We start from the raw sequence: 22,736 nt of genomic DNA on the forward strand, positions 1-22,736 counted from the left end.
ACGAATCTATCCCTATTATGTCCGGGGCTTTGAATCTATAAACCTAGCAAGTGGAATAAAATGCAGAAAGATTGTACCGCCAATAGAGGAGAGATCGGCGGATGCGTGTTGCACGTACAACCCGTGCAGGGTACACGCAAAGAAGTGCCGGCGCTTCGCGCTAGTAGGGCAGGTTTTTCGTTTTTCTCCCCTATTCCTCTCCTTCACCCGCTTTCCCGCCAATAGGGCAGGTTTTTATGCCCTATTAGCGCAAAGCGCCGATCCCATGCAAATAGCTGTGCAGAAAGGTTCTTCTACACAGCTATTTTTTTACCATTACTTTTATAAAACCGAGGCGGGGCTTCCTTTCCTTACAGCAACAACATGCCTGTCGATGCCGCCATAGTCGGTAACGATCCGAATATGGTCCCAGTAGCCAATTGCTCGCAGCAGATCAGCCACGTCTTCCGCCTGCCCCATACCTAGCTCGAATGCAACGATGCGGGGCAGTTCCACAAGTTGCAGCAATTGCTTGGCCATGCGGCGATAAGGGTCTAGCCCGTCCATTCCGCCATCTAATGCTAGCCTTGGTTCGTAGTCGCGAACCTCTGTCTGCAGGGCAGCCAAGTCCCCCGCTGGAATGTATGGCGGATTCGAGACGAGGACATCGATTCGCAATCCAGCCATACCCGGTGCCAGATGCCCCTTACCGTTAGTGGAGGCATTATCCAAATCACCTTCGGAGTTAGCAAGGAACGGGCTCAGCAAATCACCTTCAACAAATGTTACCCGCCCCTCGCCGGCATGCCGAGACGCATTGCCCCGCGCGACGTGCAGCGCGTCCGGCGACAAGTCAGACGCATATACGCGCCAATCGCTTCGCTCCGCAGCAAGCGTGACCGCGATCGCGCCGCTCCCCGTGCCAACATCCAGCACCGCCAGCTCCCTATCGCTCGCTTCCGGTCCACCCGCCGGCTGCCCCGCCGCAGCCGAAGCCGCCCCCCCCGCCTCGCGCGGCCACAATGCGTCCGCCTCAGCCAGTACTGCCTCGACGAGCAGCTCCGTCTCGGGACGCGGAATAAGCACGGCCGGCTCTACCGCAAACGGCCGCCCGTAGAACCATTGCTCGCCGATTAAATACTGAACCGGCTCCCCCTCAGCCTTGCGCGCCACCAGCTCCGCCCATGGCGCGAACTTCGCCTCCGGCATCGGCTCGCGCCAATCGCGCAGCAGCTCCGCCTTGCCAAGGCCAAGCACGTGGCCGATCAGCAGCTCCGCATTCGAACGCGGCTCGCCAATTCCATGCCCAGCAAGCAAAGAAGAAGCCTGCAAGCAGGCTTCTCCGATGGTCATGCCGGGCCGATAGGCGACGGACTCATTCGTTCCCGTCTCCATGTTCGTCATCTTCGCATGACACTCCTTTTATTAAACTGCGGCACACTCGCCACCTAAATCCCAAAAACGCAACTTACGCGTTCGAGTTTTCCTGCTCCAACAGCTCCGCTTGCTCCGTAATCGTCAGCGTTTGCACGATCTCCTCGATATCGCCGTTCATGATGGCATCGAGGCGGTGAAGCGTCAAGCCGATCCGGTGATCCGTCACCCGGCTCTGCGGATAATTGTAAGTCCGGATCCGCTCACTGCGGTCGCCCGTACCGACTTTACTCTTCCGCTCGCCCGCATACTTCGCTTCCTCTTCTTGACGATGAATCTCGTAGATCCGGGCACGAAGCACTTGCAATGCCTTCGCTTTGTTCTCATTCTGCGATTTGCCATCCTGGCAAGTCGCCATAATGCCTGTCGGCACGTGCAGCACGCGAACAGCCGATTTGGTCGTATTAACGGACTGGCCGCCAGCACCGCTGGAGCAGAACGTATCGACGCGAATATCTTTGTCGTGAATCTCGATATCCACTTCTTCAATCTCCGGCATTACTGCAACCGTAGAAGTAGAAGTGTGAATCCGGCCGCCTGATTCCGTCGCTGGAATCCGCTGTACGCGGTGGGCGCCGCTCTCGAACTTCAGCTTGCTGTACGCACCCTTGCCGATGATCATGAACACGACTTCCTTGAAGCCGCCGAGATCGCTCTCGTTCATATCCATCAGCTCGACGCGCCAGCCTTGGCTATCCGCATATTTGTTGTACATCCGATACAGGTCGTAAGCGAACAAAGCAGCCTCATCGCCGCCCGCTGCGCCGCGAATCTCGACAATAACGTTCTTATCATCGTTCGGATCCTTCGGCAGCAGCAAAATGCGAATACGCTCGTCGAGCGTCGTTTTGCGTTCGTCCAGCTCACTGATCTCCATCTTAACCATCTCGCGCATCTCGTCGTCCAGCTTCTCGCCAAGCATCAGCTTAGCATCAGCCAGTTGTTCACTTACTTGCTTATACTCCGTAAAAGCTTCGTAAGCTTCCTGCAAGCTAGATTGTTCCTTCGAATATTCACGCAGTCGCTTCGGATCGCCGGCAACGTCTGGATCACACAAAAGCTCGCTCAATTTCTCATAACGGTCGGCTAATACTGATAAACGGTCTAACACCGTATCTTCACCCCTATAAGGTTCGGCAAAAGCCTCAACCTTGTATTCATCCGGTAATTATAACACAGGAGTGCCGCTGCATAAACTAGTTTGCCTATGGAAACGACCGGATTCGTGCCCAATTTACATTTTTCCTTATACTTTAAACGTCCCAACAGCCGCTAGCAGCTCCTGGGCCGACGCCTTCATCGAATGCGAAGCTGCTTCAACCTCCTGCATTAACGATAGCTGGCGTTCTGCAGCATACGCTGCCGAAGACGCATGATCCGAGGATCGCTCAGCAATGCGCTCCAGCTCATCCAGCGAAGCGGCGATTTGCTCACTGCCCGCAGACATTTGCTCCGTCGAAGCCGAAACCTCTTGGATTTGGTCCGCTAGCGTACGAATGCCTGCCGCGATGGACCGGAACGATTGGCCTGCCTCCGTCGCTACTTCCGAGCCATGCCTCGCTTCCTCTAATGAACGGTTAATCGCATGCGCCGTCGCATTCGTGCGCAGGATGATACTTCCTAGCATGTCACTGACCTGCTGGGACGATTCGCCCGTCCGCTCGGCAAGCTTCCGAATTTCCTGCGCCACTACTGCAAATCCGCGCCCTTGCTCGCCTGCGCGGGCTGCCTCAATCGAAGCATTAAGCGCGAGCAAATGCGTCTGCGCCGCTACCTCGCTAATCAGCTCCATTGCCTCACGAATACGCCCGGTTTCCTCTTGAAGCTCATTCATCGCGGCATTCGATTCCAGCAAGTCCGATTCGATCTCCCTCATCTGAGTGACCGTGCCTTCGATCAGTTGGCCGCCATCATTCGCCTTATGCGATGTTTCCACTGCCAGGTCTGAAACGACGGAGGACGATTCTGCAATCCGTTGAATGCCAATTGCCATCTCCGTCATGGCACGTTGGCTTTCCTGTGAGCTTTGCAACTGCTGGGACGACCCAGCCGCAACCTCCCGAACCGCCTCAGCCACTAGCCGCGTCTGTTCCGACGATTCTCCTGCATTCGCATTCACGGAATTTGCGTTAACGTTGACATCGCTCGATAAAGCCTGCACATGCTTCGTTAATTGGTTAAGGCTTGCGATCATATCGTTGAACGAACCAGACAACCGGCCGATCTCATTCCGGGACAGCACTTGGGCCGATACTGTCAAATCGCCGCCTGCCGCTTGCTCAGACAGCTTCGCCAGCTTCTTCATTGGTGCAAGCATCCGCAGCAAGAATAATACGATAACCAAAATGCCGACCGCTTCCGTACCCACTGCAATAAGAAGCTCGCTGCGCAGGCTATCATTCAACTCCTGCTGCATCTGTTTCTCTGTATAATCGATACCGAACCAAGCAATCCGGTTTCCATCCGAATTGACGATCGGCGTTAAATACGTTCGGTAAGTGCCGGTCTTATCCGTATATGCGTCCGACAGGGCTTCCCCATCCTGATTGGCCTGCTGAATAGCCTGTTCAAAATGCTCAGTCAATCGGTAAACATCCCCCGGCTTGCCATCCGTCTCGGTAAAATTATCGCTAAGCAAGTAGGTCATCTTGCTTCCTTGTGCATCCTTCTCCACCTCTGGAAGAAGCAAATACGCATGCTCAACATTGGCAAGGCCAGCCATTGCAACAAGGCGGCGCTGCATCGCGACGGATGCAGGGTCTTTGCCATTGTGCTCGCCTTTATGCAAACGAACAACTGCCTGCTGCAACTCTGTACTCTCAGCGGCAAGTTGCGTGCTCAGCAGCCTGCCCTTTTCTTTCATGTCCAAGATGTAATCATTCCGCCATCTCATGCTGCTCTCCGCCGTCATCACGCTTACGACAACAATAATCAATACCGATACAACCAACGAGCTCTTCCATACCAGGCTCATGTTTCGCCACAATCTCATGATGTCCATCCTCTCTGTTCGTGCGGTCCCATGAATGAATTCCGTTACACAATACTTCTTCAAACGCGAATGACCCTTTTCTTATGTTAACGGCCGCCAAGGCGCTATCTATTAGGGCATAAGCTTTTTTTCTTATCAAAAAAAGACGCTCCGGCAGCAACACTGCCAGAAGCGTCTTCATCTTCACAGAATCAACCTAACTATTGCCTAACGTTAAGCCGAATCGCCTATACGTTAAAGCGGAAATGCATAACATCGCCATCTTGCACCACGTACTCTTTGCCTTCCAGGCGAAGCTGCCCTTTCTCCTTGGCTGCGTTCATCGTGCCCGCTGCAACCAAATCGTCATACGACACGACTTCGGCACGGATAAAGCCGCGTTCGAAATCGGTATGGATAACGCCCGCCGCTTGCGGCGCTTTCATGCCTTTGCGAATCGTCCAAGCACGAACCTCTTGCACGCCTGCCGTGAAGTACGTATACAAGCCAAGCAGCTTGTACGCTGCATTAATGAGACGGTTCAAGCCCGACTCCTGCAAGCCCAGCTCTTCAAGGAACATCGCCTTGTCTTCGCCTTCGAGCTCTGCAATTTCGGATTCAACCTTCGCACTGATCGGCACAACTGCCGCGCCTTCTGCTGCAGCAAATTCACGCACGATATTCACGTACGGGTTCTCATCGGCATTCGCCACTTCTGCTTCGCTTACGTTAGCTGCATACAATACAGGCTTGATCGTCAGCAAATGCAGGTCACGGATAAGCTGGCGCTCATCGTCGCTAAGCTCTACGCTGCGGGCAGGCTGGTCGTTGTACAGCGCTTCTTTCAACCGCTCTAACACTTCGATTTCCTGCGCATACTTCTTGTCTCCGCCCTTCATGTTCTTACGGGAGCGGTCAATACGGCGGTCAACGGAATCGATATCGGACAAGATCAGCTCGAGGTTAATCGTCTGAATGTCGCCCAATGGGTCGACTTTACCCGCTACGTGCGTAATGTTCTCATCCACGAAGCAGCGAACGACATGTACGATCGCATCCACTTCACGAATATGAGCGAGGAACTTGTTGCCAAGGCCCTCACCCTTGCTTGCGCCAGCTACGAGGCCGGCAATATCTACGAATTCAAACGCAGTCGGTACGGTTTTGTTTGGTACAACCAGCTCCGTCAGCTTAACCAACCGCTCGTCCGGCACCTCAACAACGCCAACGTTCGGGTCGATCGTGCAGAACGGATAGTTTGCCGATTCCGCACCGGCTTGCGTAATTGCGTTAAACAGCGTCGATTTGCCGACGTTCGGCAGTCCGACTATTCCACAAGAAAGCGCCATGACGCATAACAACTCCTAACTGTCTTATCAATAATCGTCATTATACCCGAACCTCGCCCACATGGAAAGCATATCGCCTATTGTCCTAGCAGCTTATCCACCTCTTCCAGTTGCTCTGGCGTCGGCGGCGTAACCTCTTGCGCATTCTTAGCAGCCTCTGGCACGATTATTGCAGAGCTGTCATTCCATTTGCTGTACAAAACCTCCAACGTCTCGCTCAACGAGGAGCGATGTCCCGCTTGCAGTTCAATTGTCAGGCCAAGCTTCAGGCTTGCCTTAGTTGGCAACTTTGTCTGCGAGTCAATTGCCTGTTTGTATTCAAACTGTTCGACCGCAATGCTGTCTTCCACTTCTTGCGTCATCGCACTCCCACCGAATGTCCCGCGCAAAATATCATCAATGATCGCACGCGCTCCCTCATCCGATCCATCCCCTGTATACACATAAAGGATTTGGTTGCCTGAATCCATACTGCGTTGCAGCTTATCAGCCACACTAGCCAGCCGCTCAAGAGGCACAGACGGCTTAATCTGATAGTCCGATAACGTCTCTTTCACTTGCGGAATGACCGATTTGGCCATCCTCGTCCAATCGTCGCTCGCCAGGTCATGCATGTAATAACCATCTGCGGTTAGAAACGTTTCAAGCTCGGATTTCTTGCCCCCGTATTCCGAGGCAATTGCCTGCTTCATCTGCAACGGCTCCCGCCGAACCGGCCCATCCGACGTCATCCCCATCGCAGAATGCTGGCCGTTTTCCTCTAGCTCCTGGTCCATCTTGAGTGCAATCGACCAGCCAGTTGGCTTAGCAGCCGCCTCCGCGGATTGCTTAAGCTCCTCCCGAATCGCCGAAGCATCCGAACTAACTGCACTTCCATCCGCCGCCTTGCTTGCTGAAGGCACTGCCCGTTTCTCCTGCTGCGCCGGTTCCCCTGAAGAACAAGCTGCAAGCACGATGGCTCCAACAATTAGCAATAGCGCCGCCAGCAGCATTCGCACGCTGTTATGAATAGGACGATTCCGATGTTTGCTCGTTGTATCCAATCTCATCACTCCCCGCTTCTGTATGCCGTACCTCTAGAATGTCCCGCCCTCGGCAGGGGATACTACGTCTTGAGGAGGTGTAGCCAAATGGAAAACCAATCGCATAAAGGCAATTACAAAGGCACTGCCCAAATGAAAGCAAAAAATCAAGACATGGCTTTCGTCAACGATACGATTGAAGATGCAAAATCCGTCACGAACTATAGTGGCAAGAAGAAAAAGTCCGACTAACCCTGCCTCCCACAGCTTACTTACCCATTCGTGGGCAAAATAAAGCCCACCAAGCCGACTGCATCGGCTTGGCGGGCTTTGGAATGATCAACTTGCAGCAAATCTAATTGCGGAGCGGCGCCTCTTGAAGATCAGCGCGCGCTTGCAGGAAGCGGAAGAACGCCGCAGCCGCTTCTGCGCGAGTTACTTGCCGTTCAGGCAAGAAATAGCCATTTTGCAACGACATAATGCCTAATCCTACCGCAATAGCCGCTTGGCCTTGTTGCTTCGTCTTCGCCGCATCCTTGAATGTGACCTTGAACAGGCCATTATGTTCCGCCAACGCGTTAAAACCTAATGCGCGGACGATCAGCTCTGCCATCTCTTCACGGTCGACTTTGCCATCAGGATCAAATGTGCCGTCCCCGATATCGATAAGCTGCTGGCCCAGCGCCGCCTCAACATAAGCGAAGTATTGCGAATTCGACGTTACATCCCCAAAGGACGCGGTTGCTTTCTCATCTGCTGCATACATCGGCGGCTGCGAACCTTGATTCATTGCCAGCACGAGCATCTTGATCATTTCGCCGCGCGTAATGACCGCATTCGGATTTACTTTGCCATCCTTCAGGTCTAGCGCCTTGTATGCAACCATCAGGTCAAGCTCCCGCTGGGCCCAGTGCCCATCAATATCGGTCGCCAGCGGCCGCTCCAGCGATGCGGCAGTTCCGTCTTCCGTATTAATCCATTTCCCAGTCTGTGCATCTAGCGTGACCGATTGGTCCAGAACATAACGCGGGACAAGGCGATAAACGAGCTTCGCTTCTCCCTTGGCTTCAAGCTCAGAAGGCTTCGCTTCACCAGCAGCAATAAGCGTCTTATATTTTTCTACAGGGATCGGATCGCCGTTCCAATAATAAGAGTAATTCGATTGATACGTCAGCTCAACGCGGTAGAAATCCATCCATGCTGTAATCGCCTTGCTATCCCCGATAACAGTTGGCGCCTGCGCCGGATATTCGTAGCCTTCGGAATACGACCAGTAGCTAGTCACAGTGCCATCGAATGCATTAACGGATACTTGAAGCGAGTCGCCTTCCGCAACAGCCCCATGCACTTTGCGCACTGCGCCAAAGTAGTACTCGCCAATTTCTTCAGGCTTCTTGCCTTCATAACGTGACGTATCCCCTTCGACCAAATAATATTGGTCAGCAAGCCAAGGCACTCGGTTTTGCAGCACTTTGAGTGCCGTAGCCTTAGCCTGATCATAAGTAACGCCTAAACCAGTGCGCGAAGACGCGTTATAAGCAGAGTAACTGCGAACTTCGCCTGTCCAGGCATCTACCTCAGCCCAGATTGACCGCCCCTCTTTTTTATCCGCATCGATCGTATAGGAAAGCTGCCAGCTTGCACGCGCTTTACCGTTATCATTCGCGTACTCACTGAAATCCGCGCTGCTCAACTTTGCATTATCGGGCAAACCGAACGCTGCTTCTACTTTGGCAGAAGCTTGCTCCTTCGTCAGCGCTTCTTTGCCTGCGACGGGCTTCGTTCCGCTCGGTTTCGCGCTGAGCTGCGTTTCCGTCTGCTTCACTTGCTGTGAATCGATTGGATTGCCCGTTACTGCAGAGATCGCAAGCGGCGGCATGTTGTATACCAATACTGGCTTGCGCGTCTTGCTCTGATAAGGGACGATATACGATAATGCCGGCTTGGCAGACGCAGAGATTTTGGCAATTGCCTCATCGAGCGTGAACCCCGCCTTAGCCTTCTCGAACGACACAACCCGCTCCCAGTTGAGTTGGTAGCTTACAATATGGCCCTCGCCATCAATTTCGAAATCAATGTAGTTTTGGACGTATGGCACGCCGTTTACGATACGGTCATAACGGAGCGAATGGATAACCTGGCCGGATAGCGGCGGCTTCGCGCCTACGCCAACATAGGCATCCAATTCGACTTGTTTCACATAGCCTGGCGCGACGTTGTTGAGGAACGCTAATGCCACCTCGGACGCCTTCTCACGATTCACTTTCGGCGGATAGGATGGCTTCGCATTCGGATTGTCTATGCTCGAATAGTAAGAAAGCAGCTCTCCTGTCGTGCCATCAAGCCCCGCATTAATGGACCCTTTCACCTTGCCGTTAATTTTATTGACGAAAGACAAGTTCCATACGATATAAAGCCCGTTTTCTTGCAGGTCTGTCGATAGGCGCGAGCTTTGCAGCGTGTAGCCGTCTGGAATCGCCAAATACTTGCGTGCCAACTCAACCGCTTTCGCTTTCGTAATGGCTGCTTCAGCCACTTCAACACCCTCGCTGCTTGCCGGCTGGGCTGGATCAGCAGTTGCGGAGCCACTAGTGCTAGTTGTCGTTGCAGGTGTGCTTGGCGATCCGCTCGCCACACTCGAATTAACGCTTTTATCAGCGAAAGCCGCAGCCGGCAACGATGCCGTAAGCGCTACCATAGTTGCAAGTGCGATTAGTTTGCGCGAAGCGCTGGAGACGCGTGGTTTCTTGTTTTTTTTCAAGGACATGAATGACCCTCCCGAACGTTTGGAATAGCGTACTGTTGGTGATGCCCAACCCTTCTGCATAATTAAACGCAGCCTTCGTTCAAAAGGTTTCTTGCGGAGGGTAATTTTTCTTCATCTTTTGCACAACACAAAAATGGCGATGCAGAAGCAATCTTCTGCACCGCCATTTTCACTTTAATCCGATTCAACCTTACAGGTTGTTTTGGATTTTCGTTTTCAGGGCGTCTTTGCTTTGCAGGCCAACGAGCTTGTCGATTGGTTGGCCATCTTTGAACAGGATCAACGTAGGGATGCTCATTACGCCGAATTGGGATGCGAGCTCTGGCTGCTCGTCAACGTTAATTTTTGCAATCGTTGCTTGGCCTTCCAGCTCGCTTGCCAGCTCCTCAACGATTGGAAGCTGCATTTTGCAAGGGCCGCACCAAGGTGCCCAGAAGTCTACGAGCGATACGCCGCTCTCAATGCTTTGCGTGAAATTTTCCTTAGTCAATGCTACTGCCATGTCGGATCATTCCTCTCCACTGGATTGTATGGGATGGGTGAACCCCTTCATACCGCTGCTGATTGTTTACTCACAGTCTACACAATCATGAATTTGCCCAAGCACATCCCGGATCGTAATGGCATTAAAGTGTGTCTCAAGCCGCTTCTCCGCCGTGCAGAAAATGCCGAACATCACTTGCTTCATGTTCGAGCCGACCACACAATCCATCTCTGGGTCGCCCGAGCACCAGCTTGGCATCAATGAACCTTGCGCCATCACGCGATAAATATCGCCAAGCGAAACTTCATTGGGCTCTGCTGTAAGCCGGTAACCGCCGCCTGCGCCTTCCCGCGTAGCGACGTACCCTGACTTGCGCAGTACGCTCATCACCTTGCGGATGCGAGCTGGATGTGTGCCGACATTGTCGGCGAGCGCTTCACTTGAAGCCATTCGTTCCGGCACGTAGGCCAGGTAAACCAAACTGTGTACGGCTATCGTAAATTCACTATTCATTGCCGGTTGCCACCCCGCTTTGTACTGTAATAATATCAGTTACAGTTCAACGTGTCAAGCAGGCTGCTTCCCTTATTTTGCTGTTTCGCACAACCCCTTATCCCATGTACATGTTGCCAAAACTCAAACCGTACGGAAGGAGCTTATGCGAACGTCATCGGGTCCGGCCCAAACCGGCGGCCTTCATCTAATGCATCAATTGCCGCCACTTCCGCATCCGACAAGCTAAAGTCGAACAAATCCGCATTCGCTGCAATGCGCGCAGGCTTAACCGACTTTGGAATCGTAATGACGCCACGCTGCAAATCCCACCGCAACACGATCTGGGCTGGCGATTTGCCGTATTTGTCCGCCAACTCCTGCAACAGCGGCAGGTCCAATTTGCCCTGCATAAGCGGGCTCCACGCTTCCACCCGAATGCTATGCTCACCGCACAGCGACTGAAGGGAAGGCTGCGTCAACAGGGGATGAAACTCCAGTTGGTTGACCATCGGCTTTACTTCGCATTCACCTAACAAGTCGTGAAGATGTGGCGCCAAGAAGTTGCTTACGCCAATCGCACGGACGCTGCCATCCTGGTACAGCTTCTCCAGCGCACGGTACGTTTCTTTATATTTGCCGGTGACGGGCCAATGCACGAGATAGAGGTCAATAACGTCTAGCCCTAGCTTCTGGCAGCTCAGCTCAAACGCTCGCAGCGTTGATTCATAGCCCTGGTCCGCATTCCAAACCTTCGTCGTAATGAACAACTCATCCCGCTTAACGCCGCTTTCGCGGATCGCCCGCCCGACGCCTTCTTCGTTCTGGTACGCAGCAGCCGTGTCGATACTGCGATATCCCGCTTCAATTGCTGCCCGGACAGCGGTTTCGACCTCTGCCCCATCCGCTGCTTGCCATACGCCAAGGCCTAACCACGGCATCTTTACGCCGTTCGCCAGTTCAACTGTATCTGCAACATGCTTCGCTACGCCCATCGCAATCGTCTCCTTTTAATAGCCATTCTATAGCAAACCAATTCCCTCCAATATTTACCCATATTTAATCGCCTAAAATCAATCGAATAAACTTAGCTGCTCTCCCGCAGGCGGAGGCAGCTCCGGCAACGGCGGAACAGGCTGCCCTAACATCGCCATAAGCTGCCTCGCGTTGTCCGCAGCATCGCCGCCTGAATTGTTATTGAAGATAACGAGCACCTCTCGCGCCTGCTGTTCTAGCCTCCTCAGCCGCTGTGCCCATTCCTCCAGCTCTTCCTCGCTATATCGATACAAATAGCGCACATCCCGCCAGTTTGGCTGGCCAGACGATTGCCATCCTGCTGCATGCCGTCCGTGAAACCGCACTAGCACCAGGCTTTCATCCGTTACTGCCTCTACGATTGGCACGCATCCGTCCCCCACCTGCGGCTCATCACAGACGCTGTGCTTCCAGCCATCACGCCTCATATAATCAAGCGTTCGTTCCCCCATATCCGCCTCGAACCAGCTCCGGTGGCGAAACTCTAGAATGCACGGGATCTCGCCCATTCGCGCCCTGGCCTCACGAAGGATCCGAACATGCTCACGCGTGCAATCAAACCAAGGCGGATACTGAAACAGGGCGCCAGCGAGCTTGCCCTTCTCCTGCATCGGCACAAGCGATTCACGAAACGCGCGAAACATTGCCCCTTCATTCGGATAAGGAATCCGCCCTCGCGTATGGCCCGTCATTCCTTGGTATGCTTTAACTACGAAAGCGAACCCCTCCGGCGTCTCACTTGTCCACTTCTCCATGTTTCGCACCGGCTGCACAGCATAGTAGGAGCTATCGACCTCCACTACGGAGAATAGTTTCCCATAAGTCACCAGCTTCTGGCGGGCAGCCTCCGGCGTGCCATATAGCTTGTCCTGGTCTCCCCAGCCCGCTAATCCAATTCGAATCATATCCGTCAGCTCCTTGAGCGCCTATCGTCCCCTTTGACTTTACAGGAAACCATTAACAGGATACAAGTTTGCAAATACGCTTATTTTGACGCATTTTCATGGCATGTGAACAAGGGGGTGGCGAATACAATGAACCAGAACGTCATCCATTCCTGTCAAAAAAGGTGGTGCATGTCCGATGGTATGGCTGTGGAGCGCGCTCATCATTCTCTTTGTAGCCGGGATCGTCGCTACAATTGCTTCCTCAGGTTCGCGCTGGACCGTCATTCTGACTGAGGGAGGCGCTCGGGTCGATCACGTCGACCGCTTGTACGCTTACCTGAAGTCACAGGGCGTGAAAACCAAGCTGGCCGGCGATGCCAACCTCCGGCGGCTGCTTGTGCTTAAGCGGGATGAAGACCGGGCGAGGCGTCTGGTGCAATCGTTCCAATCGGAAGTGTAGCCGCGCCCTAACAGGGCGGTATACACCTACTTGCCACAAACCTTGGCATCTAGCCTTACAAGCTCCCCCCGCCTCTTCGAGCGTCGCCAGCCAGATCGGCGCCGCTCTTTTTCTCATGCCCGTTATTTGTCGTATGGCACTTATTGTGGGATACTAAGCACACAAAGCATATAACTGTCGCCCGACTTTCGGACTACTCGCACAGACAAGGAGACTGACTTGCATGCACATCGAGATTTACAGCGATTACGTATGTCCATGGTGCCGAATTGGCAAAAAAAATCTATTCGATGCATTAGCCGACTGGACTGCCGAACACGGCATTCAGCCAACCCTTACATATCGCGCCTTTCTGTTGGATCCGAATGTGCCTGAACAAGGCTCCCCATTCCAAGACTGGATCAGCCGAAAAATGGGCGGGACCGCTCCATCAGAACGCGCAACCGCTCAAGTGACTCAAGCCGCGGCAGCCGTTGGCCTTTCCATGCACTTCGACCGAATCTCCATCTATCCTAGTACGCGGCTAGCGCATCGCATGCTCGCCTTTACCCCGAAGGAGCATCAGTCCGCGACGGTTAATGCCCTGTTCAAAGCATACTTCGAAGAAGGCATCGATATTGGAAGCATCGATCATCTTATGCGAATTGCGGACTCTGTCGGCCTAGAGGATACAGATGAGTTAGCGTCAAAATTATTGCTCGGCGACGGCGAAGACGCTGTTGCTGCCGATCTGCAGCGCGCACAGCGCATCGGCGTGACGGGCGTGCCATTCTTCGTCTTCGATGGCAAGTACGCCTTGTCCGGCGCTTATCCGAAGGAGGATTTCGCTGCGCTGCTTAACCGCCTCGCCGTCGATTCCCCGTCAGGCGAGGCCTAACATTCGCCTGTGAGGTCCATCTCGCCAAATACAACGCCCCTGGGCGGCACCGTTATCGCGGTTGCTGCCCAGGGGCGTTGCTTCTATATTCACTCATGCGCCAACTTGCCTTGCCGCCCCTTCGCCAGGAATGGCCCGGCCACTTTCGGCGCTAACCCGCGACGCTTTGCGATATTTTTGCAGCAGCATTATGCCAAGGCCGACCACTAGCCAGCCTAGCCCCAAGTACACCGCTCGGCTGCTCAAATTGCTAAACAGCCATCCGATTGCAACGAACCCAGCTCCCGGCAAAATGCCGCTCATCACCCAAGCACGCCAGCCGCGTCGCCGCAAGTTTACAAACTCATATTTTATAACGCATAAGTTCACGCATCCGAATGCCAGCAATGCACCAAAATTAACAAACGAGATCGCTGCGCCCAGTGGCAATACCGCAGCCAGCAAGCAGATTGCCCCGACGAGCGCCACATTGCGGACCGGCGTTTGATGCTTCGGATGCAAGTAGCCGAAAATGCGGCGCGGCAGCACGCCATCGCGCCCCATGATGTACAGCAGGCGCGAAACGCTCGCGACGCTAGAAACCGCCCCTGTAAACATCGCCCCAATCATCGAGCCAACGAATATAGCCTTCAACAGCCCGCCGCCGACAAGCAAGGCCAATGCCAGGGACGCTGTATCCGGGTCCTCATAGTTATACCCCGGCAGCACAAGTTGCCCTAAGTAAGTAACCGTTACATCCACTATGCCGCACACGACGATAATGATGAGCATAGCGCGCGGAATGTTCCGTTTGGGCTTATCCGCTTCTTCCGACATAATGCTAACCGTATCAAACCCGAGAAACGAGAAACAGAGCAGTGAAGCGCCCGCTAGAAGTGAGGGAAGCGTTAGCCCGTCACCTAAGAACGGCTGCATCGTGAAGCCGCCCGTTCCAGCAGCGTTCACGCCAGAGACAATATGATATACGCTGCTCACGCAGAATATGCCGATAATGCCAAGTTGAATGAGGACGGAGTATTTGCTAACTGCGGCCGATAGCTGGATCCCAAAATAATTAATGGCACAGACGAGGGCTACGAACACTGCAACCCATAAGAAGAACGGCACCGCCGGGAAGATCGCATCCAGATATAAGCTAAATAAAATACAGCATACGATCGGATTAAATAAGTAATCCAGCAGCAACGCCCAACCCACCATAAAGCCAGCCTCTGGACGGAAGGTTTTAGCGGCATAACCGTAAGCCGAGCCCGCATTCGGCAATTGCTTTGCCATCCGGCCGTAGCTATACGCGGTAAACGACATCGCCAGCAGGGCAATCGCGTAAGCTGTCGGCAAGTACCCGTGCGCTGCCTCGCTTGCGATCCCATAATTCGCGAACACGATAAGCGGCATCGTCCACGCCATGCCCAGAAAAACCAATTGCAGCAGCGACAGCTTTTTCGTTCCCTTCATCTCTCCCGAACCCTGCATATTCACTTCCCCCTCTATGTTGACGTTATGTTACATGCCACTTCAGACTTCCGAACTAAATTTAACCCCAATATAAACCTTTGTGCTACACAAAAGTCAATATATATGTTAGGTTATATAACATAAAGTACGAGATGAAACGCGAGGGTGACGCCCATCTATGAAAGAAAAGCTCACAATAAGCGAAATGGCACGCCTAAGGCGCCTAACGACCGAGACGCTTCGCCATTACGATCGAATCGATTTATTCAAACCAGCCCATACCGACCCTTCAACCGGCTATCGTTATTACTCTATTTTTCAATTCGAAATATTAGGGACAATCAAGGAGCTGCGCCAGCTGGGCATGAACACCGATGAGGTCAAAACATTTTTCCGCGACCGGCATGTAAGCAAGTCACTAGCCATGTTGAAGAGCAAGCACGAGGAGCTTCAAACGAAGCTAAAAGAGTGGGTAGAGCTTGAACGAAACGTCCGTGATAAGATCGCTTTTCTCGAAGAGGTCACCGCATCTGAACAACAACAGCAGCACGTCATGCTGCGTGAATTTCCCGATCGGGCATTATTAACGCTGGAACGGCCCGTCCGCAACAATTTGGAGCTGTGCTATGGCATATTGGCCCTCGAAAACAATCTGTCCGAACGTGCTCCTATCCTCGCCAGCAATCGGCTCGGGGTGCTTATCCCCCGGGAGCACCTGGCTTCACGCCAATTCGGCCTGCCTTCAACACTCTTCGTTTCCTATAAGGACACGACAAAGCCGCCCGAGGGTTCTGTCTATCTTGCCCCAGGCGGCTTATATGCCTGTCTCCGCTGCATCGGCGAGTTCTGGGAACGCACCGAAGGGCTAGAGACGTTATGCGATTATATTGCCCAGCACGGCTTCCGGCTAGCCGGTGACGCTCTGCAGGTCGTGCAGATTGACATTACGATTACGGACCAGCCGAGTGAAGCCATGTTCGAGATTCAAATTCCTGTCGAGCGAGCTCTCACACCCTAAGGCTAGTGCGCCGTGCCGCCGACCATTTTCAACCCAATGACACCAACGATAATCATGCCGATGAAGGCTAGCTTGCGCCAATCCTTCGACTCACGGAATAACACCATGCCAAGAACTACACTGCCAGCCGAACCAATCCCGGTCCAAATGCCATACGCCGTACTGATCGGGATTTCCTGCAAGGAGCGCGATAAGCAGTAGAAACTGACAAGTCCCGATAAAATCGCCCCAACCGTGCCCTGCCATTTACGGAAGCCATCCGACAGCTTCGTGAACGTTACGCCACTCACTTCACCAAGTCCAGATATGATCAAAAATATCCACGCCATCACTGCACCTCCTTCTCTTGTTCCTCATTCTGTTGCCGTTCACTCCCCTGCGGCTGCTCCGGCTGTTGCACCAACTGCCCCTCCGGCTGCTTCTCTTTGGCCACAACCTTCAGCCCGACGATGCCACACAACAGAACCGTTACGAAGATAAGCTTGCCAAGCTGTACCGGTTCGTCGAGAAACAGCATGCCAACGAGCACCGTTCCTGCCGTCCCTAATCCCGTGAATATCGCATAAGCCGTACCGATCTCAATCGTCTTCATCGCCTTCGCAAACAACATAAAGCTGGCAGCCAGCGTCACAATCGTCACAATACTCGGCACTAACTTCGTAAACCCGTGGGACTCCTGCAAACCGAATGCCCACCCTACCTCTAGAAATCCCGCTACGATCAAATACATCCAAGACATCGTCCGTCATCCCCCTCTCTTGATGCTGTCCCAGAACCATTCCCAAGCCAACAGCGTCCGTCCCCGATGCGTATCCGCATCATAAAGCTGGTACTCGACGAGCAGCCCGTCAATTAACGCATAGAAAACGGCAAGCAGCCGCTTTCCATCGATCCCTCCCGCACCCGCTTCGGCCGACGCCTCTTGCAGCAACAAGAGCAGGTGAGCCGAGATCGTTTCTTCATAAGCCAACAAATCTTGGCGAATTCGTTCCACCAGCCCTCGAGGCGGCACAAGCACCGTCCTTTTTAGAAACGTCTGCCCGATGGATAACTCATTAAAGTCAGTAAAAAACTCAAAAAATTGTTTTAGCTTCGCTTGAGCAGACTGATTGAGAGCAGCATTTTTCTCTATCATCGCCATCCAGCCAGCTTGCTCCTCACCTATTACTTCTTCTATAAGCTGAATGAACAACTGCTCCTTGGATTCATAATGCGCATATATAGAAGGCGTTTTGATCCCTACCGCCTTGGCAATGTCAGACATCGACGTCCCTTCGAATCCATATTCCGTAAATAGCCGCAATGCAGTCTGCTTAATGCGAAGCGCCGTATCCTTCATGCGACACACCCCGATTCAATTTTCCTAACGAACGTTAGTTAGTTGATTTATCGCCCATTTTATCGGAATCCTCACACTAAGTCAACGGCATAACAAAAAGAGGCAGCTCCGTAGAGCCACCCCTTAATATACGAGAAAATATTAAGCGAAAAATCGCAACAATTGCCTTAGCTTCTGCCAGTTGCGCCACTAGCGCATTCACCCGCTGCATTAGCAACATCGATCATTGCCGCATCAGCGGAGGATAAGCCTAGCTGCATGTCCAATGATGCCACATTCGCTTCACCGGCAAGCGCTCCAGCCTCGTAATACTTAGACATCGCGACAACCATGCTGCCCATCCGTTCCTCTTCTGGGAACAACACGCGCGCCACGCCTTCCTCATACAACGCCTCCGCTGTCACTTTGCCAACTGCAACTGCGAGTACCGGACCTGCGAATGCATCTAACACTTGCTGCAACAAACCTGCTTTCGCAGCCTGCGCCATTACATACCGAACTTGTACCGTACTCGTGAAAGCAACCGCGTCCACTGCACCAGAAACAATCTCGCCAAGCAATTGGCTAACTACGTCGCCCTCAGGGGGAATATGGCGGTAAGGGAGTATTTCCTCGCAATCAGCGCCCCACGACTGCAGCACCGCATTCAAACGCGGAGCCGGATCGCCGTATAGCTGCAGCCCAACACGCTGGCCCGACAGGTCATGCGGTTCCATCAGCCGCAACAACCCTGCTGTCGTGCCATCTTCGTCCCGAACGAACGGCGTCAACCCAAGCCGGCGCAGCACATTAACGGTCTTATAGCCGCGCGCGGCGAGCTTCACGCCGCGAAGCGTCTCGATGAAGCGGTCAAGCTGGCCCAGCTTCTCGGCCGTGGACAGCAAAGCTTCCGTGCCCACACCAGTCGTCAGGACGAGCCAATCGACTGGCTGCTCGATAAGCGACCGTAGCTGATCTGCAAATTGCGAATCATCCAGAAACACCGTGCCCTGTGCCGGACGAATAACCGCTTCTCCGCCAAATTTGCCGATCATCCGCGCCATATCTTCCGCTTTGCGCGGCCCCGTAATTGCGATTTTCTTTCCCTCTAACCTTGCCATTGGCGTTCCCCCCTCGACGCAAGCTTGTTACTCTAAGACACTTTCAACCGGGATGCATCGATATGCAGAACGACATTGCCGTTGCTTTCCACCGTTACTTCGTAGGTTTTCACACAGCCCTCATCTGGATCTTGCACCAGGCCGTTGGTGAGGTTAATTTTCCAATCATGCAGCGGACAGTATACATGCCCATCACACACAATGCCTTCCGATAACTTGCCTTGCTTATGCGGGCAGCTGTTTTCAACTGCCTTGACTGTGCCATCGCTCAGCTTGAACATCGCCAGCTCCAGCTCGCCCATTTTGAAAATCTTTCCCCGACGCTCCGGAAACTCCGAAATTTGGCCTACGATATATTGCTCCATTGATGCCCTCTCCCTTCTACATCCGACCACTTCATTAAACTTGCCATCCGAACAGGCCTCTCCGCAAGGCGCGCAACATGTTGTCTACGGCGCGCCTTTTCCCCTATTCATCCGAATTTATTATGCCTTAGGCTCGCCAGCAGCAGCCGCTTCCGTCACAACAGGTGCCGTAAGTGCATCGAACGCGCTGCGCAGGCCGTCATCTTCAATAATTTGCTGCCATGGGTCTTTCATCAGGTCGAGCGTCGTGTCGATACGGGCATTCAGCGCGTCACGGTCTTCCTTCTTCTCAAGCGCCTTCTTAACCGCATCCAGCCCAATCCGCTGTGCCCATTCGCTCGTGCGCTCCAAGTAGTGCGCATCTTCGCGATAGTACTGCAGGTAAGCGCCGGTCCATTCCAGAACCTCTTCTTCGGTTTTCACTTTAACGAGCAGCTCAGCAGCGCGAACCTTCGTACCGCCGTTACCCGCTACATAGAGCTCCCAGCCGCCATCAATTGCAATGACGCCCAAGTCCTTAATCGTCGATTCCGCGCAGTTACGCGGGCATCCCGATACAGCAAGTTTTACTTTATGCGGCGTATTCAACCGTTCGAATTTCTTCTCCATGTCGATGCCCATCTTAATCGCATCTTGTGTACCGAAGCGGCAGAACGTGTTGCCTACGCATGTTTTTACAGTCCGGAGCGACTTGCCGTAAGCATAACCTGAAGGCATGTCGAGATCCTTCCACATTTTCGGCAAATCCTCTTTCTTCACGCCGAGCAAGTCAATCCGTTGTCCACCCGTAATCTTAACGAGCGGCACTTCGTATTTCTCCGCCACTTCCGCGATCCGTTTCAAATCTTCTGGCGTCGTTACGCCGCCATATATACGTGGCACGACCGAGAACGTGCCGTCTTTCTGAATGTTTGCATGGTTGCGTTCGTTAACGAAACGCGATTCTTGCTCATCTTCATGCTCAGCAGGCCATACCATGCCGAGGTAGTAGTTAAGCGCAGGGCGGCACTTCGAGCAACCCTCTGGATTCGCCCAATCCAGGACAGCCATAACTTCACGGGAAGTCGTCAAACGCATGCGTTGGATAGACTCAACCACTTCGTCGCGGGAATGTGACGTACATCCGCAAATGCCTTCTTTGACAGCCGATACATTATCCGCACCAACCGTTGCAAGCAAAATCGCTTCTACGAGCGGTTTACAGCCGCCACAAGAACCTGAAGCTTTCGTGCACGCTTTGATTTCTTGTACGCTGACGCAGCCTTTTTCCGTAATCGATTCAACGATTGTATCTTTCGTTACCCCGTTGCAACCACAGACAATTTCGTCGCCGCTCATCGCTTTTACGAGATCCTCAGGCCCGGAGGCATTGCCGCCGCCGGAAGCGCCGAACAATACTTCCTTCTCGCGCCCGGAGAAATCTTCGCCGCTTCTCATGTAGGAGAAGAGTTTGGAGCCGTCTGCCGTATCGCCGAACAATACCGCGCCTTGCACTTTGCCGTCACGGAATACAACTTTCTTGTAGACGCCATCCAGGTCATCCTGTACGCGGAGTGCACGCGTTTCTGGCGAGTCGCTGAAATCACCTGCGGAGAATACGTTAACGCCGGAAATTTTCAGCTTCGTTGACAGAACAGAACCTTTGTACCCTTCGGAATCCACGCCAGCGAGCTTCTTCGCCAAAATCGCGCCTTGCTCATACAATGGTGCGACGAGACCGTACACCATGCCGCGGTGCTCTGCACATTCGCCGAGCGCGTATACGTTAGGCGTGTTCGTCTCCATGTAATCGTTGACGACAATGCCGCGATTCACTTCAACGCCAGCTTCTTTGGCAACACCCACGTTAGCTTTAATGCCAACAGCCATTACAAGCAGGTCGGCTTCCGCCATTGTGCCATCCTTGAACGTCAACCCTTCGACGCGATCTCCACCGATGATCGTGTCGGAGTTTTTGGAGAGCAAGAACTTAATGCCTTGGCGCTCCAGTTCTGCTTGCAGCAGCTTAGCTGCCGTCTCGTCCAACTGGCGCTCCATTAAATAATGATGAATATGGACAACGCTAACTTCCATATTCAAATTAATGAGTCCGCGTGCCGCTTCTAGCCCGAGCAAGCCGCCGCCGATTACTACAGCTTTCTTATATCGTTTCGATGCATCGAGCATCGTTTCGCAATCTTTAATATCACGGAAAGCAATAACGCCTTCCTTATCAGCACCCGGAAGCGGCAGCATGAACGGAAGCGATCCCGTCGCAAATACGAGCTCGTCGTATTCAACCGTAATGCCTTGATCCGTCGTTACTGTACGATTCGCCGTATCCACTGCTGTCGCTGTTTGGCCAGCGTGCAGTTGAATATTGTTTTCTTTATACCACTCCCAGCTGTTCAGCACGATATCTTCCATCGTCGCTTCGCCAGCCAACACCGAGGACAACATAATCCGGTTATAGTTGGGATGCGGCTCCGCACCAATAATCGTAACTTCGTAACGATTCGGATTCAGCTTCAACAGCTGTTCTACGAACGATACGCCGGCCATGCCGTTACCGATCATGACTAATTTCTTCATCGTCTCTCCTCCTGACGTTTCACCGTGGTCAGAAAACCTCACACTGCCTCGGATCCTGTATGAAAACATAAAAAGCCTATCCCTAGCGTGAGTGTGTGTTTGTACATCCACGGAAGTGATAGGCTCCATTGCCATCGTTTTGCGGCACGCCATTGTGCCGTCTGCTATTCGTTTAACTGTTCCCAGTATATTAAACATCCTTCGATATGTCAACTATCCTAACATAAAAAAATGTCGTACTACGATTCTCTTTCACGCCATACGTTTTGCCGTCGACAGCCCTCTATCTCTATGTTATATTTTATAACAAATAAGTATACAGTCGGATATGGAATGAAAGCTTTTAGTTCTTAAGCGAGGTGAACCGCCCTAGTGAAGACTATATTAGTAATTAATGAAGGCAATAATGCGGAATTGCTCTCGCTTTTGCGGGAAGATGGAAGAACGGTTCACCACGTGGCATCAGATAAAGAAGCGTGCAGCCTGATCGCTGTCGCAGATGCTGCAATTATGGCTGTAAAGCTGCCACGCATGCCGGAATGCCAAGCGTCGCTTACAGCAATGCGCCGCCTCCCCCTCTTCTGGTATTGCACAGAACAGCAACTGCCACAGCAAATGGATTGGGGTTATTCATTAGATGGCGTTATATTCTCTTCCATGAGTTCTAATGATGTACGTCACACGCTGCAATGGGGAGCACGCGTTCACCAGCAACGCAAACGGTGGGCAGATGAACGTGAGCAATTGTTACAACGTATTGAGGAACGAAAGTGGATCGATCAGGCGAAAGCCGTGTTATGTGAGATCAGAGGCATTAATGAAGCGGAAGCTTATGACTTTTTGCGCAAACAAGCGATGAATGACCGGAAGAGAATTGGTGAAGTCGCCGCATCGATCGTGAAGGTTTATCAACTTATTCACGGTTAAGTCACAAGAAAAGCTGACATCCAAAAAAGTTGTGTTAGGTATATTGACATGGAAATGACGCGTGTCATATAATCCTATTACATTCACAGAGTCGTGAATCAATCAACGGTTGGCACAATGTCGTGTCGCCGATGGCAATGGGGCCAAACTGCTATCCTAACTGGAGCGCAGTTTGGCCCCATCTTTTTTAGAATAGCAATACCT

The 22,736-nt window shown here is 52.8% G+C and carries 22 protein-coding genes; 5 read left to right on the top strand and 17 right to left on the bottom strand.

Going from position 1 to position 22,736, the window contains the following annotated elements:
* Positions 1-321 precede the first annotated feature (321 nt).
* From prmC to GON22_RS04155, 5 genes are all read right to left on the bottom strand, one after another.
* Positions 322-1,383, bottom strand: coding sequence for a peptide chain release factor N(5)-glutamine methyltransferase (prmC, locus tag GON22_RS04135; protein WP_442954351.1), 1,062 nt, complete (start codon positions 1,381-1,383; stop codon positions 322-324).
* Between the two features lie 64 nt (positions 1,384-1,447).
* Positions 1,448-2,524: a peptide chain release factor 1 gene (gene prfA / locus GON22_RS04140; protein ID WP_160394844.1), complete on the bottom strand. Its 1,077-nt coding sequence runs from the start codon at positions 2,522-2,524 to the stop codon at positions 1,448-1,450.
* A gap of 135 nt (positions 2,525-2,659) precedes the next feature.
* On the bottom strand, positions 2,660-4,405 hold the full coding sequence (locus GON22_RS04145) for a methyl-accepting chemotaxis protein (protein WP_160394845.1): 1,746 nt from the start codon (positions 4,403-4,405) through the stop codon (positions 2,660-2,662).
* A 227-nt stretch (positions 4,406-4,632) separates the two neighbouring features.
* Positions 4,633-5,733, bottom strand: coding sequence for a redox-regulated ATPase YchF (gene ychF, locus GON22_RS04150; protein ID WP_160394846.1), 1,101 nt, complete (start codon positions 5,731-5,733; stop codon positions 4,633-4,635).
* Between the two features lie 77 nt (positions 5,734-5,810).
* Positions 5,811-6,782, bottom strand: coding sequence for a DUF6612 family protein (locus GON22_RS04155; RefSeq protein WP_160394847.1), 972 nt, complete (start codon positions 6,780-6,782; stop codon positions 5,811-5,813).
* Between the two features lie 81 nt (positions 6,783-6,863).
* On the opposite strand from GON22_RS04155, the gene GON22_RS25665 reads away from it, so the two are divergent.
* Positions 6,864-7,007, top strand: coding sequence for a hypothetical protein (locus GON22_RS25665; protein WP_202113071.1), 144 nt, complete (start codon positions 6,864-6,866; stop codon positions 7,005-7,007).
* A 103-nt stretch (positions 7,008-7,110) separates the two neighbouring features.
* Here the strand turns inward: GON22_RS25665 and GON22_RS04160 are convergent, their stop codons facing one another.
* The 5 genes from GON22_RS04160 to GON22_RS04180 all read right to left on the bottom strand — a co-directional run bounded on the left by GON22_RS04160 (position 7,111) and on the right by GON22_RS04180 (position 12,438).
* Positions 7,111-9,522 carry an S-layer homology domain-containing protein gene (locus GON22_RS04160; RefSeq protein WP_160394848.1) on the bottom strand — a complete coding sequence of 804 codons (2,412 nt, stop codon included), beginning with the start codon at positions 9,520-9,522 and terminating at the stop codon, positions 7,111-7,113.
* A gap of 190 nt (positions 9,523-9,712) precedes the next feature.
* A complete protein-coding gene (gene trxA, locus GON22_RS04165; RefSeq protein ID WP_160394849.1) occupies positions 9,713-10,024 on the bottom strand; it encodes a thioredoxin in 312 nt (103 codons plus the stop codon).
* Between the two features lie 66 nt (positions 10,025-10,090).
* Positions 10,091-10,519, bottom strand: a complete 429-nt coding sequence (locus GON22_RS04170) for an RrF2 family transcriptional regulator (RefSeq protein ID WP_006040100.1) — start codon at positions 10,517-10,519, stop codon at positions 10,091-10,093.
* 143 nt (positions 10,520-10,662) lie between these two features.
* On the bottom strand, positions 10,663-11,493 hold the full coding sequence (locus tag GON22_RS04175; protein WP_160394850.1) for an aldo/keto reductase: 831 nt from the start codon (positions 11,491-11,493) through the stop codon (positions 10,663-10,665).
* Positions 11,494-11,571: 78 nt separating this feature from the next.
* Positions 11,572-12,438, bottom strand: coding sequence for a DUF72 domain-containing protein (locus GON22_RS04180; RefSeq protein WP_160394851.1), 867 nt, complete (start codon positions 12,436-12,438; stop codon positions 11,572-11,574).
* A gap of 178 nt (positions 12,439-12,616) precedes the next feature.
* Here GON22_RS04180 and GON22_RS04185 point away from each other — a divergent pair, with 178 nt between their 5' ends.
* Entirely contained in the window at positions 12,617-12,880 is a 264-nt protein-coding gene (locus tag GON22_RS04185; protein ID WP_160394852.1) for a hypothetical protein, read from the top strand.
* Between the two features lie 223 nt (positions 12,881-13,103).
* A complete protein-coding gene (locus GON22_RS04190; protein ID WP_160394853.1) occupies positions 13,104-13,757 on the top strand; it encodes a DsbA family oxidoreductase in 654 nt (217 codons plus the stop codon).
* A gap of 93 nt (positions 13,758-13,850) precedes the next feature.
* Here GON22_RS04190 and GON22_RS04195 read toward each other — a convergent pair whose 3' ends face one another.
* A complete protein-coding gene (locus GON22_RS04195; RefSeq protein WP_160394854.1) occupies positions 13,851-15,230 on the bottom strand; it encodes an APC family permease in 1,380 nt (459 codons plus the stop codon).
* Positions 15,231-15,390: 160 nt separating this feature from the next.
* On the opposite strand from GON22_RS04195, the gene GON22_RS04200 reads away from it, so the two are divergent.
* The gene (locus GON22_RS04200; protein WP_160394855.1) at positions 15,391-16,230 is read left to right on the top strand and encodes a MerR family transcriptional regulator; all 840 of its coding nucleotides are present in this window, start codon (positions 15,391-15,393) and stop codon (positions 16,228-16,230) included.
* Positions 16,231-16,232: 2 nt separating this feature from the next.
* Here the strand turns inward: GON22_RS04200 and GON22_RS04205 are convergent, their stop codons facing one another.
* The 6 genes from GON22_RS04205 to nirB all read right to left on the bottom strand — a co-directional run bounded on the left by GON22_RS04205 (position 16,233) and on the right by nirB (position 21,605).
* Complete coding sequence (locus GON22_RS04205) at positions 16,233-16,559, bottom strand: DMT family transporter (RefSeq protein ID WP_160394856.1); 327 nt, start codon at positions 16,557-16,559, stop codon at positions 16,233-16,235.
* On the bottom strand, positions 16,559-16,969 hold the full coding sequence (locus GON22_RS04210; RefSeq protein ID WP_160394857.1) for a DMT family transporter: 411 nt from the start codon (positions 16,967-16,969) through the stop codon (positions 16,559-16,561). Before GON22_RS04210 ends, GON22_RS04205 begins: the two co-directional genes overlap by 1 nt.
* Positions 16,970-16,975: 6 nt before the next feature.
* Positions 16,976-17,569 (bottom strand): TetR/AcrR family transcriptional regulator, encoded by a 594-nt coding sequence (locus GON22_RS04215; RefSeq protein WP_160394858.1) that lies wholly within the window; start codon positions 17,567-17,569, stop codon positions 16,976-16,978.
* Between the two features lie 167 nt (positions 17,570-17,736).
* The gene (locus GON22_RS04220) at positions 17,737-18,669 is read right to left on the bottom strand and encodes a uroporphyrinogen-III synthase (RefSeq protein WP_160394859.1); all 933 of its coding nucleotides are present in this window, start codon (positions 18,667-18,669) and stop codon (positions 17,737-17,739) included.
* A gap of 32 nt (positions 18,670-18,701) precedes the next feature.
* Positions 18,702-19,034: a nitrite reductase small subunit NirD gene (gene nirD / locus GON22_RS04225; RefSeq protein ID WP_160394860.1), complete on the bottom strand. Its 333-nt coding sequence runs from the start codon at positions 19,032-19,034 to the stop codon at positions 18,702-18,704.
* Positions 19,035-19,154: 120 nt separating this feature from the next.
* Entirely contained in the window at positions 19,155-21,605 is a 2,451-nt protein-coding gene (nirB, locus tag GON22_RS04230; RefSeq protein WP_160394861.1) for a nitrite reductase large subunit NirB, read from the bottom strand.
* Between the two features lie 372 nt (positions 21,606-21,977).
* Between nirB and GON22_RS04235 the strand changes: the two genes are divergently transcribed.
* The gene (locus GON22_RS04235) at positions 21,978-22,532 is read left to right on the top strand and encodes an ANTAR domain-containing protein (RefSeq protein ID WP_160394862.1); all 555 of its coding nucleotides are present in this window, start codon (positions 21,978-21,980) and stop codon (positions 22,530-22,532) included.
* Positions 22,533-22,736 lie beyond the last annotated feature (204 nt).

The sequence above is a fragment of the Paenibacillus sp. MMS18-CY102 genome (assembly GCF_009789195.1).
Taxonomy (GTDB): domain Bacteria; phylum Bacillota; class Bacilli; order Paenibacillales; family Paenibacillaceae; genus Paenibacillus_T.